Origin of the sequence: Bradyrhizobium sp. CCGB01, assembly GCF_024199795.1 — a bacterium.
Taxonomy (GTDB): Bacteria; Pseudomonadota; Alphaproteobacteria; order Rhizobiales; family Xanthobacteraceae; genus Bradyrhizobium.
This window is the reverse complement of the sequence record NZ_JANADK010000001.1, coordinates 3780438-3796226: the sequence shown is the minus strand read 5'-3', so window position 1 is coordinate 3796226 and position 15789 is coordinate 3780438. Positions and strand designations below refer to the sequence as shown.

Here is a 15789-nt window from a genome sequence, read left to right as displayed (position 1 = left end):
TCCCAAGCAATGTCTTTACATGTCCCCCGAGCCCTCACGGCCGCGATCGTCTCGTTCGCACTGACGCAGCCGGCTCTCGCGCACGAGCAGGCTGGCGTGGCGGGCGGCCTCGTCAGCGGCCTGCTGCATCCGGTCACGGGCATCGACCATCTGATCGCAATGGTGGCCGTCGGGATCTGGGGCGCGCAGCTCGGCGCGCCGGCAATCTGGATCCTGCCGATCACGTTCCCGCTCGTCATGGCGATCGGCGGGGTGCTGGGCGTGCTGCATGTCCCGCTTCCGATGCCGGAGGCGATGATTGCCGTTTCGGCCGTGATCCTGGGGGTGGCCGTCGCCGCCCGACTGCGACTGCCGTTTGCCGCTGCCGCGCTCGTCGTCGCGGTCTTCGCGATCTTTCACGGTCACGCGCACGGAGCCGAGCTTCCACGCGCGGCGAATGCGCTGGCCTACGGCATCGGCTTTGTCACCGCCACCGGCCTCTTGCATCTGTGCGGCATCATCATCGGCACGTTGACGCGCTGGCCCGCCGGCGAGCGTGTCATTCAGGGACTCGGGGCCGGCATCGCGGGAATTGGCTGCTACTTCCTCGCGCAGGGACTCGGAGCCCTCGCATGAAACTGAATTCCGCACGGGTATTGATGACCGCAGCGATGCTGCTCACCGGCGCGAGTGCGGCCGAGGCGCATATCGTCGCGGCCCGCCTCGGCGACTTCTACATGGGTGCATCACACCCCCTCACCGATGTTCCGGATGTCGTTCTCTGGACTGCGACCGGCATTTTGGCCGGTGCGCTTGGAGCTCCCAAGGGGCGCTGGCTCATCCCCGTGTTTCCGCTTGGACTGCTGGTCGGATTGCCCCTTGGACACGTATTCGGTGCGGCCTCCACACAGCTGGCAGACGCGACAATGATGCTCGTGATAGGCATGCTGCTTGCGGCAGCTGTGCAAGTTCCCACATTCCTGCTGTGCGCAATTGCCTTCGCAGTCGCCGTAGTACGGGGCGCCGCGAACGGCGCGGACCTCGGGCCTGAAACGGACCGGCTGCTGTTTGCGGCAGGTTTGGCTTGTGCGGGATACGGAGTCATCACTCTGACCATGGCGCTCACAGCCTTGTTCGAGCGAGCGCGTTCGGACGGCGCAGCATCTTGGCGAGCCATCGCGCTTCGTGCACTCGGAGGCTGGATCGCGGCTATCGGCCTGATGATGGCGAGCCTTGTTCTCGCTTCGTGAGAGGGCCACGCAGAATCCTGCCATTGACGCCGCGGACATGTTGCGCATCGTGGTCGCGGATAAGCAGAGACCCAGAGTGTGCCTGCTGAAACCCATCTCGGCGGCATCTTGCAACACGATCAGGGCACGGTTCTCGACGCCTGCCTGCTCCACCCCCCCATTGATCTCGCTCTTGTCGGTATGCCGACGACGAGCAGTTATCCTGGGTGGCAACCACGCTAGCGGCCGCCGGCTGCCGATCACATTGTCAACGCAGCCTCTCCCCGCTAATCATGGCGGAATTGACACAGGCGTGTGAAGCGGACGGCAGTGCGCCGCAATGGGAGAACGGCTACCCCAACAGGCGAAATCGATCAGAACAACATGGAGCGGTCATCAAGATGCAACGATCAGACTTCTGGTTCTTCCACCCTTTTCGCGTGCGTTACTCCGAGGTCGATGGTCAGAAGGTGGTGTTCAACGCTCACTACCTGACGTATTTCGACACGGCGATCACCGAGTACTTTCGTGCCCTCGGCCACGACCTGTTTGCCGACACACAGGCGACCGGCATCGATTTCCACGCTGTGCGCGCGGTTGTCGAATTCAAGGCCCCCGTACTGTTCGACCAGGAGATCGACGTTGGCGTGCGGGTGGCAAAACTCGGCCGCTCCAGCGTAACCTTCGAGCTGGGCATTTTCGGCAAGGCAACGGATGAGCTCTACACGAGCGGCGAGATCGTTTGGGTCAACACCGATCAGAGAACCCACCAGTCGGTGCCGGTGAGTGCCTCCTTCAGGGATATGCTTGTCCGCCGGGAGGCACATCTCGCCTAGGCGTGACGAAACTGTCGATTCGTCGATCGTTGGAACATGCGCTCCTGCCGAGTAAAACGGCAAGGCTCACGCCCTTGTGCGGTGCTCGCGGAACGCCGCTGCCAATTCTCCCAGCGCAGCGCGTGATCGCCGATCGGTCAAGGATGAATGAAGCACGACCTCGGACGATGGCAGCCTGGGAAGTCCGAGCTTTTCTCCGATGTCGATCGTGCCAACCGGCGCGATCCGATATGACAGCGGCGCGATGGCAAGCCCCGCCACGACGGCGGCATGGACGGCCGAGGAGCCGCCGCCCAAGAACACCTCGGTCCATTTGATGCCTGCCGCATCCAGCGCCTGCGTGGCGATGTTGCGGACGCCGCAGGTCGGAGCCAGCGCGGCGAGACGCAAGGGCTCTCCCTGCCTGTGCTCGAACCCTTGCGCCGCAAACCAGCCGAACCGCTCATGCGCCAGTGTCTCGCCATCGCGGCGATCGTCCTCGCGTTGGACGATGGCCGCGTCGAGCCGCCCCTGATCGAACAGATCGATGAGGTTGCGCGAATTGTCGAGCTGAACCTCGATGGTCAAATTCGGATCGTGAGCATGAAGCCGTGACAGCAGGGCTGGGACTTCCGGCCCTGCAACATGCGCGGCAATCCCGAGGCCGAAATGGCGCGGAGGTGCGTTCAGTCCCGCAATCGCGCGTTCGTGAGCCGCGATGAGCTCCCGCGCACCTTGCAGAAAGGCGGCCCCCTGCGCCGACAGCCGCACCGAACGCGGCGTGCGTTCGAGCAATCGATGGCCGACGCGATCCTCGAGCCGCTTCAGCTTGACGCTGATCGCACCTTGGGTGGTGCCGAGAGCCTCGGCGGCGCGCGTAAAACTGTGGAGGTCAGCCACCATCACAAAAGCCCTGACGGCATCGACATCGAGCGAGAGCATTCCATCATCCAGCTTTGTTGTCTCTGAAATCTATATTGATCGGATTTTGTTGTGGTCAAGGGCCCCCTATGTTCGCCCTGCCTGACGCGGACCTGGCGCACGGGAAACCAATCCCGGAGCGAACGATGTCGCGCGCGCCGGCAATCGGCATCACGTTTGGAGGTCACGACCTTGACGGCTTCACCATCACGACGAAACACGATCGCCCTGGCCGCAGCGTGCCTCGCGTCCCTCATGTTCGGCCTGGAGATCTCCAGCGTGCCGACAATCCTGCCGACCCTGGAGACGGTGCTGCACGCAGATTTCCAGCAGCTGCAATGGATCATGAATGCCTACACCATCGCGGTCACGACGGTGCTGATGGCCACGGGCACGCTGGCCGATCGCTATGGCCGAAAGCGGGTGTTCGTGGTCAGCATCGCCGTGTTCGGCCTTGCCTCCCTGATCTGCGGTCTGGCGCAGGACGCCCTCGTCCTCATCGCGAGCCGCTTCCTTCAGGGGATGAGCGGTGGCGCCATGCTGATCTGCCAGGTCGCCGTTCTCTCCCATCAGTTCCAGGAGGGACCGGAGCGCGCACGGGCGTTCGCGGCCTGGGGGATCATCTTCGGGATTGGGCTTGGCTTCGGTCCGATCATCGGCGCGGCCATCGTCGCGGTCTCCGGCTGGCAATGGGTCTTCCTGATCCACGCATTCATCGCGATCGTCACGATCGCGCTTACCGTGACAGGCGTACAGGAATCGCGCGATCCGGAGGCAAAGCATCTCGACATCGGCGGCATCTTGACCCTCTCGACGTCGGTCTTCTGCGTTGCCTTCTATATCACGGAAGGCCCCAGCTTCGGCTTCACCGGCACGACCGGCCTTGCGATCATCGGGACAGCCGTCCTGAGCTTCATGGCCTTCGTGGTGGTGGAGCTGCGCAGTGCCCGCCCGATGTTCGACTTCTCCGTGTTTCGGATACGCGCCTTTTCGGGCGCGCTGCTCGGATCGGCCGGCATGAACTTCAGTTTCTGGTCCTTCATGATCTACCTGCCTATCTTCTTCCGCAACGCGCTTGGTTACGACAATGTCGCAGCAGGTCTCGCACTTCTCACTTACACGCTTCCGACGCTTGTGATTCCGCCACTCGGCGAACGGATATTGCTGAGGTTCGGGGGCGGCATCGCCATTCCGCTTGGCCTGTTCGTCATTGGCTTCGGCTTCATGCTGATGTGGACCGGCAGTGGCGTCGAACGTGTCACCTGGCTGACGCTGGCGCCCGGATGCTTGCTGGCGGGCGTCGGCCTTGCCCTGACCAACACGCCGGTCACCAACGTCACGACGAGTGCCGTGTCGAGCACGCGAGCCGGCATGGCATCGGGCATCGACATGAGCGCGCGCATGATCTCTCTGGCGATCAACATCGCACTGATGGGTTTCATCCTGATCGCCGGCATTTCCTCCCGGTTGAGCAGCGCATTTCCCGGTGCGCTCGACGCCAGCCGCCTGCAATATCTCGCGGACCGGATCGCCGGCGGTACCGGCCACGTAGCTGATATCCCGGAGCTAAGCATCCTGCCGGGGGCAGACGCCGCCGTGCAGGATGCGCTGATCCACGGCTTCAGGCTGGTGATGCTCTATGGGGGGCTTTCCGTCTGGATCATGGCGCTGGCGAGCTTTGTGATCGCAAGAGGAAGCCATGCGCGGCAGCGCCAATCTCGAAGCGGGAATGAGCCCTGCTGTGTTCCGCGCTCCTCCACATGATCGCAACGCAACCCGGAAGACAATGCGAGGTGCAGGGCCTCGTAATGATGATCGAAACGTGCAATATGGCCACCATTCTCGAAGCAACATCGGTTTCATCATGATCAAGCGCGTCCTGCCCTACGAAGGTCTGCTCCACGAAGTGGTCGAGCATAATGGCGTGCTTTACATCGGTGGAATCGTCCCTGAGGACACGAGCCTCGATATGGCGGGCCAGGCAAACGACGTCCTCGGGCAGTTGGCGCAATTGCTGAAGACCCTCGGCTCCGATCTGGCCAACGTCTTGCAGGTGACCATCTACATGACCGACCTGAAGGAGAAGGCAGAATTCAATGCGGCCTGGAAGGCGCACTTTCCAGAAGCTCATCTTCCGGCGCGCGCCGCAATCGGCGCGGCCGATCTCGGTCCGGGCGTCAAGCTCGAGATGACCGTCATTGCGGCTCGCCCCTAACGACACGAGCCTGGCTGAAAGCAGCCGTCACGAACACGCATGCAAATGCCGGCATCAGCAGCAACGTACTGATCTGCCAGAGCCTATCGCGCGACAACCGTCACGATGGTTCGGCAGAAATTGAAGATGAATCGGCCATAGAGAGCGCCCGATCCCGGATCTGAAGACGCCTGGCGATAGGAATTGCCGAGAACACGGGCGACCTCCAGCAAGCCCGTGAATTCATGGTACGTCATCACCAGGTGAATGCCAGCCAGCGGCAGCACCAGGACCTGAATGCCAACGCTGCTCATGACGGTCTCACTTCGGCGCGAGGCAACGGCAGGAATTGCGCGAGATAAGCGCTCCTCCATTGATATGGGGTATCGCCGACGAAACGCTTGAAGACCGTCGTGAAGTGCGCCTGTGTCTGGAATCCGACGGTCAAGGCGACGTCGACGAGGGAGACGTCAGCGCGCCTCAGCAGTTCCTGAGCGCGTTCGATCCGCCGGTTCAGCAGATATTCGTGAGGCCGCATGCCGACGGCCACCCGGAACTGCGCGGCGAAGTGCATGCGGCTGAGGCCGGCGACCGCAGCCAGATGCTGCAGGGTGACCTTGCCAGCCAGATTCTCATCGACATATTGCAGTACGCGCTTGAGGCGCCATTTTTGCAACGATCGCACAGACCGGCATCGCTCGCCGTCGGCCTCGTTGCGCCCGGCGGCCGTCTGGCGGCTGGCCCTGCGGGTCAGGATGGCAAGGCGCAAGGCGTCCGCTAGGATGGCGGAGTGAGGATGGTGGGCAACTTCGGTTGCCGCGAGTGCATCGGAGAGGCGTCGCATCACCGGGTCCGAGAACTCGCCTGCACCGGCCTCTCGATCGGTCTCGACGGAGACGCGCGCCAGGCGTTTCGCCGAAACCCTGAAGCTGGACCCGTCGCCGGCGGATCTCCGCACGTTCGGCGCAGGCGTCTCGATGGCCAGAGCAACATCGAGGTGAACGAGGGAAAGCGTCATCGCCTTTTCGCCGGCGCGTTCCGGACGTTCCGCAGGCCCGGCCTGCCGGCCATCGATGGCCGAGACGCCGATCGAGCCGACGACATGATTCTTTGCGCTGAGCGGGTGTGAGATCTGTAGCGACATCGTCGAACTCCTTGTCCCGTTTTCGACCCGGCGAAACCCGTTGGCTCGTCCGAATGTCGTGGGAGCAGAGTAGTTCAGCGATCCCCGCGCTCCATTCTACGCGCGGGTGCATCGATAAGTTCTCGGGGTGAGCGCGTCATACCTAGGTATGACCGCGGCGTCGCAGGCCCGCGCGGGCTTCCCTTTCGCCGCGATGGAGCAGCGGGCCTCGCCCTGCGGTAAGTTGACGCGCTCGCCGGCGATCGGAAGGGCGCGTCCCCGTTTTGGCGGGGAATGCGCATGGTCGGCACCCGCGCAGGATTGAACCGCGGGAACGTCTTTCTAGAGAGCACGAATATCATGTTGCCGCATGTTGTGGGCACGATGAAATCGCGGCATCAACGTGACCAGAGATGACCAGAGCGACAACCAGCGACGATGACCAGTCTTGATCGGGCCACGGGTTCATCCATGAGCCGCGCCGGGCTGCGGTTCTGGTCTGCCGTCCTCGCCGTCGCGGTTTTCCTGGTGGATGTGCTGACGCCGCTCGAGGGCGCGGTCGCGGTTCTCTACGTCGTTGCGATCCTGCTTGCGGCGAGGACGAACCGGCGTGACGACGTCGTCGTCGCCGCTGCCGGCTGCAGCGTCCTGACCATAACCGCCTACCTGCTGTCGCACGATCTGGAGGCGGTCGCCTCGCCTGCTTTTCGTGCGCTGGTCAGCCTAGCCGCCATCGGGATCACGACCTTGCTGGCGCTCCAGAATCACGCGGCGACGAAACGCCTCGCGGCGCAGGCGCGCCTGCTCAATCTCTCGCATGACATGATCTTCGTCAGGGATCGCAGCGGCGTGATCACGTTCTGGAACAGGGCCGCTGAACAAGCCTACGGCTGGTCGGCTGACGAGGCGGTCGGGCAGCTCGCCGACGCGCTTCTGAGAACCAAATATTGCGACCGGCGAGAGGTCATCGAGGCCGGCCTGCTCGACATCGGCCGATGGGAAGGCAGAGTGGAGCAGCGGACCAAGGCCGGCGGCGCACTCACCGTCGACGCCCGATGGGCGCTCCAGCACGACCATCTCGGCAAACCCGTTGGAGTCCTCGAAACGCATACCGACGTCACGGATCGTGTAGCGGCGCACAATGCGCTGGTACAGAGCGAGCAGCGGTACCGCCGGATGTTCGACGCAAGTCGAATTGGCGTCGTCGAAGAGGATTGGAGCGCAGTTCGGACCGCGCTGAATTCGCTGGAGACCGGAGGCGTCGCCTTGCGGGACTATCTTGCTCGAAATCCCGAATTCGTGCGGCATGCCCGCCGGCTCGCCAGAATCACCGACGTCAATCCGGCCCTCCAGAAAATGGCGGGAACAAGCGGTTCTGCGGCATTCATCGCGAACGTGGACAGGCTTCTGGGCGAGAACGACCGCAGTTTCCTCGGCGCGCTGGCCGCATTCGCGGAAGGAGAGCGGTTCCACGAGGGGGAAACCGACCTCGTAAGCTTCGACGGACGCAAGGTTCCCGTCCTGTTTACGATCACCTTTCCGGCCGAGCCCCATGGGGATCGCAACGTGCTCGCCTTCGTGATCGACATCACCGAGCGCAAGCAGGCGCAGGATGCACTGCTCGCGGCGCAGGCGGAGCTGGCGCATGCCGCTCGCGTCGCAACGCTCGGCGAGCTCAGCGCCTCCATTGCCCACGAGGTGAATCAGCCTCTGGCAGCGATCGTCACCAGCGGCGAGGCTGGCTTGCGGTGGCTGCGCCGCGACGTACCCGATCTCAAGGAGGTTGCGACGACGATCGGTCACGTCGTTGCTCAGGGCCGCCGCGCCAGCGAGATCGTGACCCGCATCCGGACCTTCCTGAAGAAGGCCTCGCCCCAGCAGGATATGCTGCAAATCGGCGAGATCATCGACGAGGCGACCTTCCTGATCGCGCGCGAGCTCGCCAAGGACGACGTCGCGCTCATCGTCGAGACGGAGCATGGCCTGCCGCCGGTTCGCGGCGATCGGATCCAACTTCAGCAGGTGCTGGTCAATCTTCTGATCAATGCCGGCCAGGCCATGTCAGGCCGGCCCGGCTCCCACACCGTCACGCTGCGCGCCGGAACCGCCGACGGTGAAAATCTTGCCATCACGGTCCAGGACACCGGACCGGGCATTCGGCCCGATGACCTACCGCACCTGTTTGATCCGTTCTTCACCACCAAGGGTAGCGGCATGGGCATGGGACTTGCGATCTGCCGGACCACGGTGGAAGCTCACGGCGGCCGATTGTCGGTAGAGAGCCCTCCGGGCTCGGGCGCGACATTCCACCTCACACTCCCATTCAGCCAAGAACACGCCTTGCCATGACACGCCCAAACCAAGTGCAACCGCCGGCCCAATCCTCCAGTCCAGTCGTCATCATCGTTGACGACGACGCGAGCATCCGTGCCTCGCTCGACAGCCTGTTCCGATCCGTCGGCCTCGAGACGTGCCTGTTCGGCTCGCCGGCCGAGCTGCTTGGCGGCACGATGCCCGACGGCCCAGCCTGCATCGTGCTGGACGTCCGGCTCCCGGGCGTGAGTGGCCTCGATCTCCAGGGGCAACTGGCCCGCCAGGGCATCGGTTATCCAATCATCTTCATGACCGGTCATGGGGACATTCCCATGTCGGTGCGCGCCATGAAGGCCGGTGCCGTGGATTTCCTGTCCAAGCCGTTTCGCGATCAGGACATGCTGGACGCCGTGACGGCAGCGCTCGAGCGCGATGCGCAGCGCCGCGCGGAAGCCGCGACGAAGGAAGATATCCGCATCCAGTACGAGAGCCTGACGGCCCGCGAGCGCGAGGTGATGGGCCATGTTACCGCCGGCTTGATGAACAAGCAGGTGGCAGGCCTGATCGGCCTCAGCGAGATCACCGTGAAGATTCACCGCGGCAACGTCATGCGCAAGATGGAGGCAAGGTCGCTGGCCGACCTCGTTCGCAAGGCCGAAGCGCTCGGGATATTCCAGACCCGAAAGACTACTGACCAAACCTGAGTATAATTTCGGCGGGACTGCCGCACGGTGCATAAGGCGCCATCGGCCGCCCAATGGGAGATATCCTCCCGGCGGAACACAGCGGTCAGGAAATGCGCCAATGGCCAAAACCCCGGTGATTGCGATCGTGGACGACGACGAAGGCGTTCGCACGTCGCTGGCCAGCTTGGTGCGTTCGCTCGGCTATGAAGCCCACGCCTACGCGTCCGGTGTCGACTTTCTGCGGGAACCGGCGGGAGAAGATCCGGCCTGCATGATCGCCGACGTTCAGATGCCGGTCGTTACCGGCGATGAATTGCAGGCGCGCCTGGTTGCCTCCGGGCGCCGTTTCCCGATCATTTTCATGACCGCGTTCCCCAGCGAACCCGTACGCCAGCGCGTCATGGCGGCTGGCGCGCATTGCTATCTCGGCAAGCCATCCAGCGGCGACGAGATCATCCGCTGCCTCGAAGAGGCTCTGGCGGGCCACGCGCCGCAATAGTCGGGCCCCCTGCTCGGGCTTGGCGCGCCTTTCCGGCGTGCGTTCCCGAAAGCGCGTTGGTGGACAGAAAATACCGGCGGGCACGACAAAGCTCATGCTCCGCTTCGATTTCGCGATGCTGGCAGACCGTACGTTTTGCGCAACACGGATGGAGCACGATGCCAAGGGACGCCACCAGCGCTGCCGGCGACATCCGCCCGCGGGTGTTTGCCGGCTTTCCGGTGAGTTCCTGGGCGTTCGCGCTGCGCGTCCTGTTGGCAATGCTCCTCGCACTCTATGTCAGCTTCTGGCTTGAGCTTGAATCCCCTTCGTCGGCAGCAATCACCGTGGCAATCCTGGCGCTGCCCACGCGCGCGCAGGGCATGGAAAAGGCAGGCTACCGGCTGCTCGCGACCGCCATCGGCGTGATGGCATCTATCGCCATCGCCGGCATCTTTTCCCAAACCGGCGCTCTCCTGCCCGCCGTGTTGGGGATCTGGGTCGGGCTTTGCGTTTTCGTCGTCGGGATGCTGGACGGCAATCGCGCTTATGCGGCGGCCCTCAGCTGCATCACAGTTGCCCTGATTGCCATTCAGCAGATCGACAGCCCGTTGCAAGTGTTTCCGACCGGCGTCGCCCGGGGCGCCGCCATCGCCATCGGTGTCCTCGCGGTAGCTCTGGTCAACGAAGTACTCGCCGCGCCGGACTATCATCCGGTTCTGGCGAGCCGCCTCGAAACACTGCATCGCCGGGTCGCGGAATTTGCGCAGGACGCCGTCCGCGGTGGAGCTTCGTCCGCGACCGCTGCAGCGGACATGCTGCGCGATATCGCGGCCCTGCATCCAGAGATCGCGAGCCTCGCCACGGAGTCGATCAGCGGCCCGGCCAGAACCGCAGCCGCACGTTCCGCGATGGTAGGGCTCGTGAACGAGCTGACGCTCGCCCGTACGCTCGTAGCGCTGCCGATCGCCTCCGTCACCTCTTGGGACGATCGAGACCCCGGCGCTGCCGGCCTGACGACGATCTGCCGGACCTTCCTGCGAGACGAGATCATCCGCGGGAATGCAGACGTGCGCGACAGTCTCGAAGCACTGCGGACCGGAACATACCCACCCCGGCAATGGCGCGCGCCGCTGTACCGCTCGCCTCGCATTGCAGCGGAAAGCGGCGTCAGGGCCGCGATCCACTTCATCCTCATTGCAATCATCTTCGTGATGGCGGGATGGCCGACCACCGAGCTCTGCCTCTCGCTTGTCGCGGTCATCATCGGCCTGAGCGCAACGGCTCCTAATCCGCGCGCCTTCACGACACTGGCAGTCTTTGCCATGCCGATCGCATGCCTGCTCGCCGGCATCCTGAAATACCTCGTCTTCAACGGCGTATCCGAGTTTCAACTGCTGGCGATTGGCCTCGCGCCCGTCGTGATCGGCTTGGCGCTCCTGATCACGCTGCCGAGCGGCGTCCTGCCGCCGCTCAGCCGGCTCTCTCTCGTGTTCATGCTTGTCGTTCTCGCGCCGAGCAATCCGCAGAGCTACGCGCCCGAGACATTCCTCGTGACGTGCCTGTTCGCCCAACTTTCTTCGGTTCTGGTGCTTGCGGCGCAGCTCCTGCTGCCGTCATTGTCTGGAGACCGGAGGATCCGGCTGCTACTGGACGAAGCCCATCGCGAGCTGGGCCGCCTCGAATCCGGGCAAGTCCGGCAACTCGCGCCGGAGGAAGCCGCGTTTCGCGATGCCGCCCGGATCGAACAGATCCTGGCGACGAACGGTGCTACGGCGGCTTCCCCGGTCGTCGCGGAGGCGATGCGCTGCTTCGACGAGGCTGTGGTGCTGCGGCGGTGCCACTTCGAACTGGGCCGCCTGGCGGAGAGCTCACTCCGTGGCGCGGCACACGCCGCGCGAGCCGCCCTCACCCTGCGGGATGGACACGCGATCCTGGTTGCGGCTGAAGCGCTCCGCCAGATAGCGAGTCAAAGCAACCTGTCAGTCGAGCCGGTGCTCGCCGCGCTCGTTCCGGCAGGCATCGCCTTCGAACGGTGGCAGACCTCCGCCGGTTCCAGTCATGGAAAACATCCATGACGAATACCTATCGTGAACTCGTCGTGGGCGGCGTGCTGATCGCCCCGATCGTGTCCTATGCGGCAACGGCGCTTCTCGCATTCCTGCTGCTTCGCCCGGTGCTGCGTCTCGGAGGATTTACAAGATTCTTCAGCAACCCGTCGCTGGCCGAGCTCTGCCTCTACGTGTCGATATTCGGCCTGCTCACGCTCTTCTGCTAAGGAGAAAGTCATGGACGCGGCCCTGCCCCGGGATGCTGCCGTTCCGCTCCGCCCCGAATCCCCGGCCGAAGCACGGGCGGGCACAGCTGACGACGTCGAGCTTTCCAGCCTGACGGAGGCCATGGTGCGCGCTACCAGCGATCGCGCCGCGAACGACGGCGAAGCTTGCCGGCAGGCGTTGCCATCGACGCGGTCACCGAAGGCCACCGAGCGATTCATGGCTGGCGTCGGCAAGCATCTTGCCACTCTTGCCATCGCTTTGGTCGCCATCCTGATATCGGCTGCAACCTGGCAGCACTATGTCACCGCGCCCTGGACGCGAAACGGCAGCGTGCGCGTGCAGGTCGCGAATGTCGCGCCGCAGATTGCGGGCAAGATCGTGGAGCTGAGGGTGACCGACAACCAGTTCGTCCACAAGGGCGACGTGCTCTACGTCGTCGATCCCTTCGACTTCGAGGTAGCCGTCCGCGTCGGCAAGGCCCTCGTCGACCAGCGGGCGGCAGACCTGGAGGTGAAGCAGGCCGAGTTCGACCGGCGCCGGCATCTGTCCGATTTGGCGACGACGCCAGAGGAACAGCAGATCTTCGCCGGCAATGCCATGCAGGCGAAGGCCGCCTACGCAGCGGCCGCTCACCAGCTTGCACAAGCGAAATTGAACCTGGAGCGCACCAATGTGCTCAGCCCTGTCGACGGCTATGTCACCAATCTCCTGCTACGCGTCGGCGACTATGCGCTTACCGGCGTCACCAACGTCTCCATCATCGATTCCAACAGCTTCTGGATCGACGGCTATTTCGAGGAAACCAAGATGGCGCATGTGTGCGTCGGCGATCGCGTCGAGGCACAGCTCATCGGCTACTCCCAGCCAATTCTGGGACATGTGAAAACCGTGACCCGGGGGGTCAGCGTGTCAAACGCCACTGCGGGCACGCAAGGTTTGCCCAACGTGGACCCGATCTACACCTGGGTGCGGCTTGCACAGCGCATACCGGTTCGCGTCGCCATCGACACGGTGCCGCCGGACGTGCCGCTGGTGTCCGGGATGACAGCCACGGTGACGATCCGGCAGCCCGATGCGGTCGATCGCCAGACCTGGTCCCAGCGGCTCCGCAAGACTTTCGTAGATCCCATGTACGATTTGTTTGGCGCAGGACCTCCGCCCCGCCCACACTGCCTCCAATCCCCATCTCAGCAGCCTCCCGAGGTGACGGCGCTTCCCTACGCGCGGGTGCCGGCAATTCCGTCAGCGGACAAGATCGCGCCTGGCCTCACACCCGGTATCGATGCCTCGCCACGCCTTCCCTGAATCCGGTCGGGTCGCCCGACCAGACGAGAGGCGCCGCATCGCGCGGCCCATCAACGCAGTGTCGCGCCGCGACACCGGAACTCACAGCCCAGACCGTTGATTCGTCTCGCTCAATTGAGAGCATCGCGACCTACGGTCGCACCTGCAGATTTCGCAAAATCTAACACGATTTCAGCAACTCTAACGGGCCTTGTGGCGGCATCAGACATATCGTTCGAGGGTGAACCAATGGCATTCAGCAGCCACCGCGGCAGCGGAATCCAAGAGACGGGAACGAACGATGCTCACAGATATGCAAGCGGTCGGCGCCCGGTTGACGCATCAACCCGGCCCCCGCGAACCGGATTTCTCTCAGGGGCCACGTGCATTCCCCCACGAACGAAAATGGCGCCAGCCCGAGCAGCGCGCGGGCGTTGCGCGCGAGGACATCACGATCTCGCGTTTTACCTGTGCGCAGACGGCCGTCAGGCGCGAGGAAGCAACGACGCCTCCCGACCGATACTTCTTCTCTGTCGCCTTGAAGAGCACACGTCTTAAGCTGAGCAGAGGCAGTCAAACCATTTTCGACGGTACGATGCCGGCAGGCACGCTCTATGTCGGCGCGCCGTCGAAGCCGCTCCGCGCACAGTTCCATGCGCCGTGCGATTTCCTGCACTTCCACATCTCGACTAGTTGCCTTCCATCACCGCAACCGGGAACAGATCCGCTCGCGCCCGAATACCTAAACGATCTCGTTCTGTTGCGCGACCCGTTCGCCGGGCAACTCGCAAAGGCGCTGACGGAACAGATCCATTCGGCCGATCGGGAATTTGCGCGCTGCATCGCCCAAGCGTTGGCGTTGCACGTCGCTCGGCGCGAGCCCCCGCGCACGAAAGTCAACGCCTTGCCGAAATGGCGGCTCCGACGCGTCGAAGAGTATGTCAGGGCACGCTTCGACCACGCCATCAGCCTGTCCGATCTTGCCCGCGTTGCGGGATTGTCCCGGATGCACTTCGCAGCACAGTTTCGCGCCGCGACGGGGTACCGGCCGCGCGAGTATCTCCTGCAACAGCGCATCGAGCACGCAAAATCCCTGTTGTCGGATACCGAGACGCCCCTGGCCGAGGCGGCGCTTGCCGTCGGTTTCTGCACGCAGGCGCATTTCTCCACCGTGTTCAAACGTGTTACGGGCGACACGCCGGCACGTTGGCGATGCACCAGCCGGAACGCATTGGCGTCCTCCAGGCTCGCTGACTGCGATCCGGTTCCGGCACCTGAGCCAGTGTCTCAGATCCTGCCGGCGGACTTTCGGTGAATCATGCGAAATGAGAAACTGCGTGGGTCCGTGAAATACTTTGCACGCCGGACCGGCGATGTTGGGAGTGTTAGTGACTGAGACCCCCAAGTCACGGCTCGAGCCTCTTCCTCCCAGGCATGCGAGCATTGGGGCCGTCCTCCCCACAAAGGACGGCCCCTTTTTTACGCCGCTCGCCGATCCGGAGCATCGTCCGTTCGAGTCCGGAAGGAAGCTGTTGCCGTTTCAGTCGCGAAGTTGCCGCGCAAGCCAGGCACGCACGCCCTGAAGAGTCCTGAAATCATCCAACGACCGCACCGGTAGGTCGGGTGCGACGTTCGCAACCATCCCGCTCAGTGCGTGTCCAGGTCCGAACTCGAGAAATACCGTGGCGCCGGCCTCGAGACAGCCTTGCAGGCAATTTCCCCACTGCACGGTTTGCGAGATCTGCGCGGCGAGCTTGTCGTGGCCCGCCTCGGCGGAGACGACCGAACCGCCATCGATGCCGCTCAGGATGCGCGCGCTGCCCGCCGGGGGGAACGCCACCAGCGCCGACCGCAAGATTTCGCGAAACACGACCGATGCTTCGGCGAGCCGTCCGGTGTGGGAGGCAACCTCAACCGGCAGATCGACGATCCCGGTGGCGTGCAACGCCCTCGCATCTTCGGCAACCCTGTTCAGCACCTCCCGGCCACCGCCGATGACAAAGGCGTCGCCCGGATTGACGATGGCGATCGCCGCGCCGTGGCGATCGCAAAGGCGGGTAATATCGTCATGTGAAAGACCGCGAACAAAGATCAGCCCATCGCCTGCACAGCTGGCCGCATCCATCGCTTCCGCGCGACGCACCGCGAGGTCGAGTGTGAGGACCGGTTCGAACAAGCCTCCCACGCCCCAGGCCGCCACCTCACCGACACTGTAGCCTGCAATGACGGCGCCGTGTGGAATGATGCCCCTCAGTGCGGCGGCGGCGGCCAGTGCCTGCAAGGTGCATAGGATCTGGCCGGAACGGTTGTGATGCAGAGCCTCTCCAGATTCGCTGCGCACGAAATCGCGCGGATCCCTGCCGCCCAGCAATGTTGCCGCGTGAGCAAACAGGTGCGTCGCCTCCGGTGCATTGCCCGTCAGGGCGAACATGTTCCGAAGCTGCCCGCCTTGTCCTGAGCACAAGATCGCAAGTGTCATGGTGGCCGC

At 63.8% G+C, this 15789-nt stretch carries 16 protein-coding genes; 12 read left to right on the top strand and 4 right to left on the bottom strand.

The genetic code is table 11. The features are described from left to right. The first annotated feature begins 9 nt into the window (after positions 1-9). From NLM25_RS17190 to NLM25_RS17180, 3 genes are all read left to right on the top strand, one after another. Entirely contained in the window at positions 10-615 is a 606-nt protein-coding gene (locus NLM25_RS17190; RefSeq protein WP_254137753.1) for a HupE/UreJ family protein, read from the top strand. Then, the gene (locus tag NLM25_RS17185) at positions 612-1229 is read left to right on the top strand and encodes a HupE/UreJ family protein (protein WP_254137752.1); all 618 of its coding nucleotides are present in this window, start codon (positions 612-614) and stop codon (positions 1227-1229) included. The genes NLM25_RS17190 and NLM25_RS17185 overlap by 4 nt, the downstream gene beginning before the upstream one ends. A 272-nt stretch (positions 1230-1501) precedes the next feature. Then, positions 1502-2044, top strand: coding sequence for a thioesterase family protein (locus NLM25_RS17180; protein WP_254137751.1), 543 nt, complete (start codon positions 1502-1504; stop codon positions 2042-2044). A 66-nt stretch (positions 2045-2110) separates the two neighbouring features. Here NLM25_RS17180 and NLM25_RS17175 read toward each other — a convergent pair whose 3' ends face one another. Beyond that, complete coding sequence (locus NLM25_RS17175) at positions 2111-2965, bottom strand: LysR family transcriptional regulator (protein WP_254137750.1); 855 nt, start codon at positions 2963-2965, stop codon at positions 2111-2113. 234 nt (positions 2966-3199) lie between these two features. Here NLM25_RS17175 and NLM25_RS17170 point away from each other — a divergent pair, with 234 nt between their 5' ends. After that, positions 3200-4708: an MFS transporter gene (locus tag NLM25_RS17170; RefSeq protein ID WP_254141202.1), complete on the top strand. Its 1509-nt coding sequence runs from the start codon at positions 3200-3202 to the stop codon at positions 4706-4708. A 100-nt stretch (positions 4709-4808) separates the two neighbouring features. Then, positions 4809-5159: a RidA family protein gene (locus tag NLM25_RS17165; protein WP_254141201.1), complete on the top strand. Its 351-nt coding sequence runs from the start codon at positions 4809-4811 to the stop codon at positions 5157-5159. An 83-nt stretch (positions 5160-5242) separates the two neighbouring features. Here NLM25_RS17165 and NLM25_RS17160 read toward each other — a convergent pair whose 3' ends face one another. Together NLM25_RS17160 and NLM25_RS17155 are read right to left on the bottom strand one after the other, a co-directional pair. Then, positions 5243-5452 (bottom strand): hypothetical protein, encoded by a 210-nt coding sequence (locus NLM25_RS17160; protein ID WP_254118090.1) that lies wholly within the window; start codon positions 5450-5452, stop codon positions 5243-5245. Then, the gene (locus tag NLM25_RS17155) at positions 5449-6282 is read right to left on the bottom strand and encodes a helix-turn-helix domain-containing protein (protein ID WP_254137749.1); all 834 of its coding nucleotides are present in this window, start codon (positions 6280-6282) and stop codon (positions 5449-5451) included. Before NLM25_RS17155 ends, NLM25_RS17160 begins: the two co-directional genes overlap by 4 nt. 450 nt (positions 6283-6732) lie before the next feature. Here NLM25_RS17155 and NLM25_RS17150 point away from each other — a divergent pair, with 450 nt between their 5' ends. The 7 genes from NLM25_RS17150 (at position 6733) to NLM25_RS17120 (ending at position 14616) form a co-directional block, all read left to right on the top strand. Continuing rightward, a complete protein-coding gene (locus NLM25_RS17150) occupies positions 6733-8610 on the top strand; it encodes a PAS domain-containing sensor histidine kinase (protein ID WP_254137748.1) in 1878 nt (625 codons plus the stop codon). Beyond that, positions 8607-9278: a response regulator transcription factor gene (locus NLM25_RS17145; protein WP_254118086.1), complete on the top strand. Its 672-nt coding sequence runs from the start codon at positions 8607-8609 to the stop codon at positions 9276-9278. The genes NLM25_RS17150 and NLM25_RS17145 overlap by 4 nt, the downstream gene beginning before the upstream one ends. Before the next feature lie 100 nt (positions 9279-9378). Further along, the gene (locus tag NLM25_RS17140; RefSeq protein ID WP_254118085.1) at positions 9379-9759 is read left to right on the top strand and encodes a response regulator transcription factor; all 381 of its coding nucleotides are present in this window, start codon (positions 9379-9381) and stop codon (positions 9757-9759) included. Positions 9760-9917: 158 nt separating this feature from the next. Continuing rightward, a complete protein-coding gene (locus tag NLM25_RS17135) occupies positions 9918-11816 on the top strand; it encodes an FUSC family protein (RefSeq protein WP_254137747.1) in 1899 nt (632 codons plus the stop codon). Continuing rightward, positions 11813-12016 carry a DUF1656 domain-containing protein gene (locus NLM25_RS17130; protein WP_254137746.1) on the top strand — a complete coding sequence of 68 codons (204 nt, stop codon included), beginning with the start codon at positions 11813-11815 and terminating at the stop codon, positions 12014-12016. Before NLM25_RS17135 ends, NLM25_RS17130 begins: the two co-directional genes overlap by 4 nt. A gap of 10 nt (positions 12017-12026) precedes the next feature. Then, positions 12027-13322, top strand: a complete 1296-nt coding sequence (locus tag NLM25_RS17125; protein WP_254137745.1) for an HlyD family secretion protein — start codon at positions 12027-12029, stop codon at positions 13320-13322. Between the two features lie 280 nt (positions 13323-13602). Beyond that, positions 13603-14616, top strand: a complete 1014-nt coding sequence (locus NLM25_RS17120) for a helix-turn-helix domain-containing protein (protein ID WP_254137744.1) — start codon at positions 13603-13605, stop codon at positions 14614-14616. A gap of 225 nt (positions 14617-14841) precedes the next feature. On the opposite strand, the gene NLM25_RS17115 is transcribed toward NLM25_RS17120, so the two are convergent. Beyond that, complete coding sequence (locus tag NLM25_RS17115) at positions 14842-15780, bottom strand: acyltransferase domain-containing protein (protein ID WP_254137743.1); 939 nt, start codon at positions 15778-15780, stop codon at positions 14842-14844. Between the last annotated feature and the right edge of the window lie 9 nt (positions 15781-15789).

Excerpts from the sequence above, each read along its gene's own strand:
- NLM25_RS17170 (WP_254141202.1), top strand. The coding sequence starts at position 3,200 with ATGTTCGGCCTGGAGATCTCCAGCGTGCCGACAATCCTGCCGACCCTG.
- NLM25_RS17145 (WP_254118086.1), top strand. The coding sequence starts at position 8,607 with ATGACACGCCCAAACCAAGTGCAACCGCCGGCCCAATCCTCCAGTCCA.
- NLM25_RS17160 (WP_254118090.1), bottom strand. The coding sequence starts at position 5,452 with ATGAGCAGCGTTGGCATTCAGGTCCTGGTGCTGCCGCTGGCTGGCATT.
- NLM25_RS17135 (WP_254137747.1), top strand. The coding sequence starts at position 9,918 with ATGCCAAGGGACGCCACCAGCGCTGCCGGCGACATCCGCCCGCGGGTG.
- NLM25_RS17175 (WP_254137750.1), bottom strand. The coding sequence starts at position 2,965 with ATGCTCTCGCTCGATGTCGATGCCGTCAGGGCTTTTGTGATGGTGGCT.
- NLM25_RS17120 (WP_254137744.1), top strand. The coding sequence starts at position 13,603 with ATGCTCACAGATATGCAAGCGGTCGGCGCCCGGTTGACGCATCAACCC.
- NLM25_RS17140 (WP_254118085.1), top strand. The coding sequence starts at position 9,379 with ATGGCCAAAACCCCGGTGATTGCGATCGTGGACGACGACGAAGGCGTT.
- NLM25_RS17125 (WP_254137745.1), top strand. The coding sequence starts at position 12,027 with ATGGACGCGGCCCTGCCCCGGGATGCTGCCGTTCCGCTCCGCCCCGAA.
- NLM25_RS17165 (WP_254141201.1), top strand. The coding sequence starts at position 4,809 with ATGATCAAGCGCGTCCTGCCCTACGAAGGTCTGCTCCACGAAGTGGTC.
- NLM25_RS17115 (WP_254137743.1), bottom strand. The coding sequence starts at position 15,780 with ATGACACTTGCGATCTTGTGCTCAGGACAAGGCGGGCAGCTTCGGAAC.
- NLM25_RS17190 (WP_254137753.1), top strand. The coding sequence starts at position 10 with ATGTCTTTACATGTCCCCCGAGCCCTCACGGCCGCGATCGTCTCGTTC.
- NLM25_RS17185 (WP_254137752.1), top strand. The coding sequence starts at position 612 with ATGAAACTGAATTCCGCACGGGTATTGATGACCGCAGCGATGCTGCTC.
- NLM25_RS17130 (WP_254137746.1), top strand. The coding sequence starts at position 11,813 with ATGACGAATACCTATCGTGAACTCGTCGTGGGCGGCGTGCTGATCGCC.
- NLM25_RS17180 (WP_254137751.1), top strand. The coding sequence starts at position 1,502 with ATGGCGGAATTGACACAGGCGTGTGAAGCGGACGGCAGTGCGCCGCAA.
- NLM25_RS17155 (WP_254137749.1), bottom strand. The coding sequence starts at position 6,282 with ATGTCGCTACAGATCTCACACCCGCTCAGCGCAAAGAATCATGTCGTC.
- NLM25_RS17150 (WP_254137748.1), top strand. The coding sequence starts at position 6,733 with ATGAGCCGCGCCGGGCTGCGGTTCTGGTCTGCCGTCCTCGCCGTCGCG.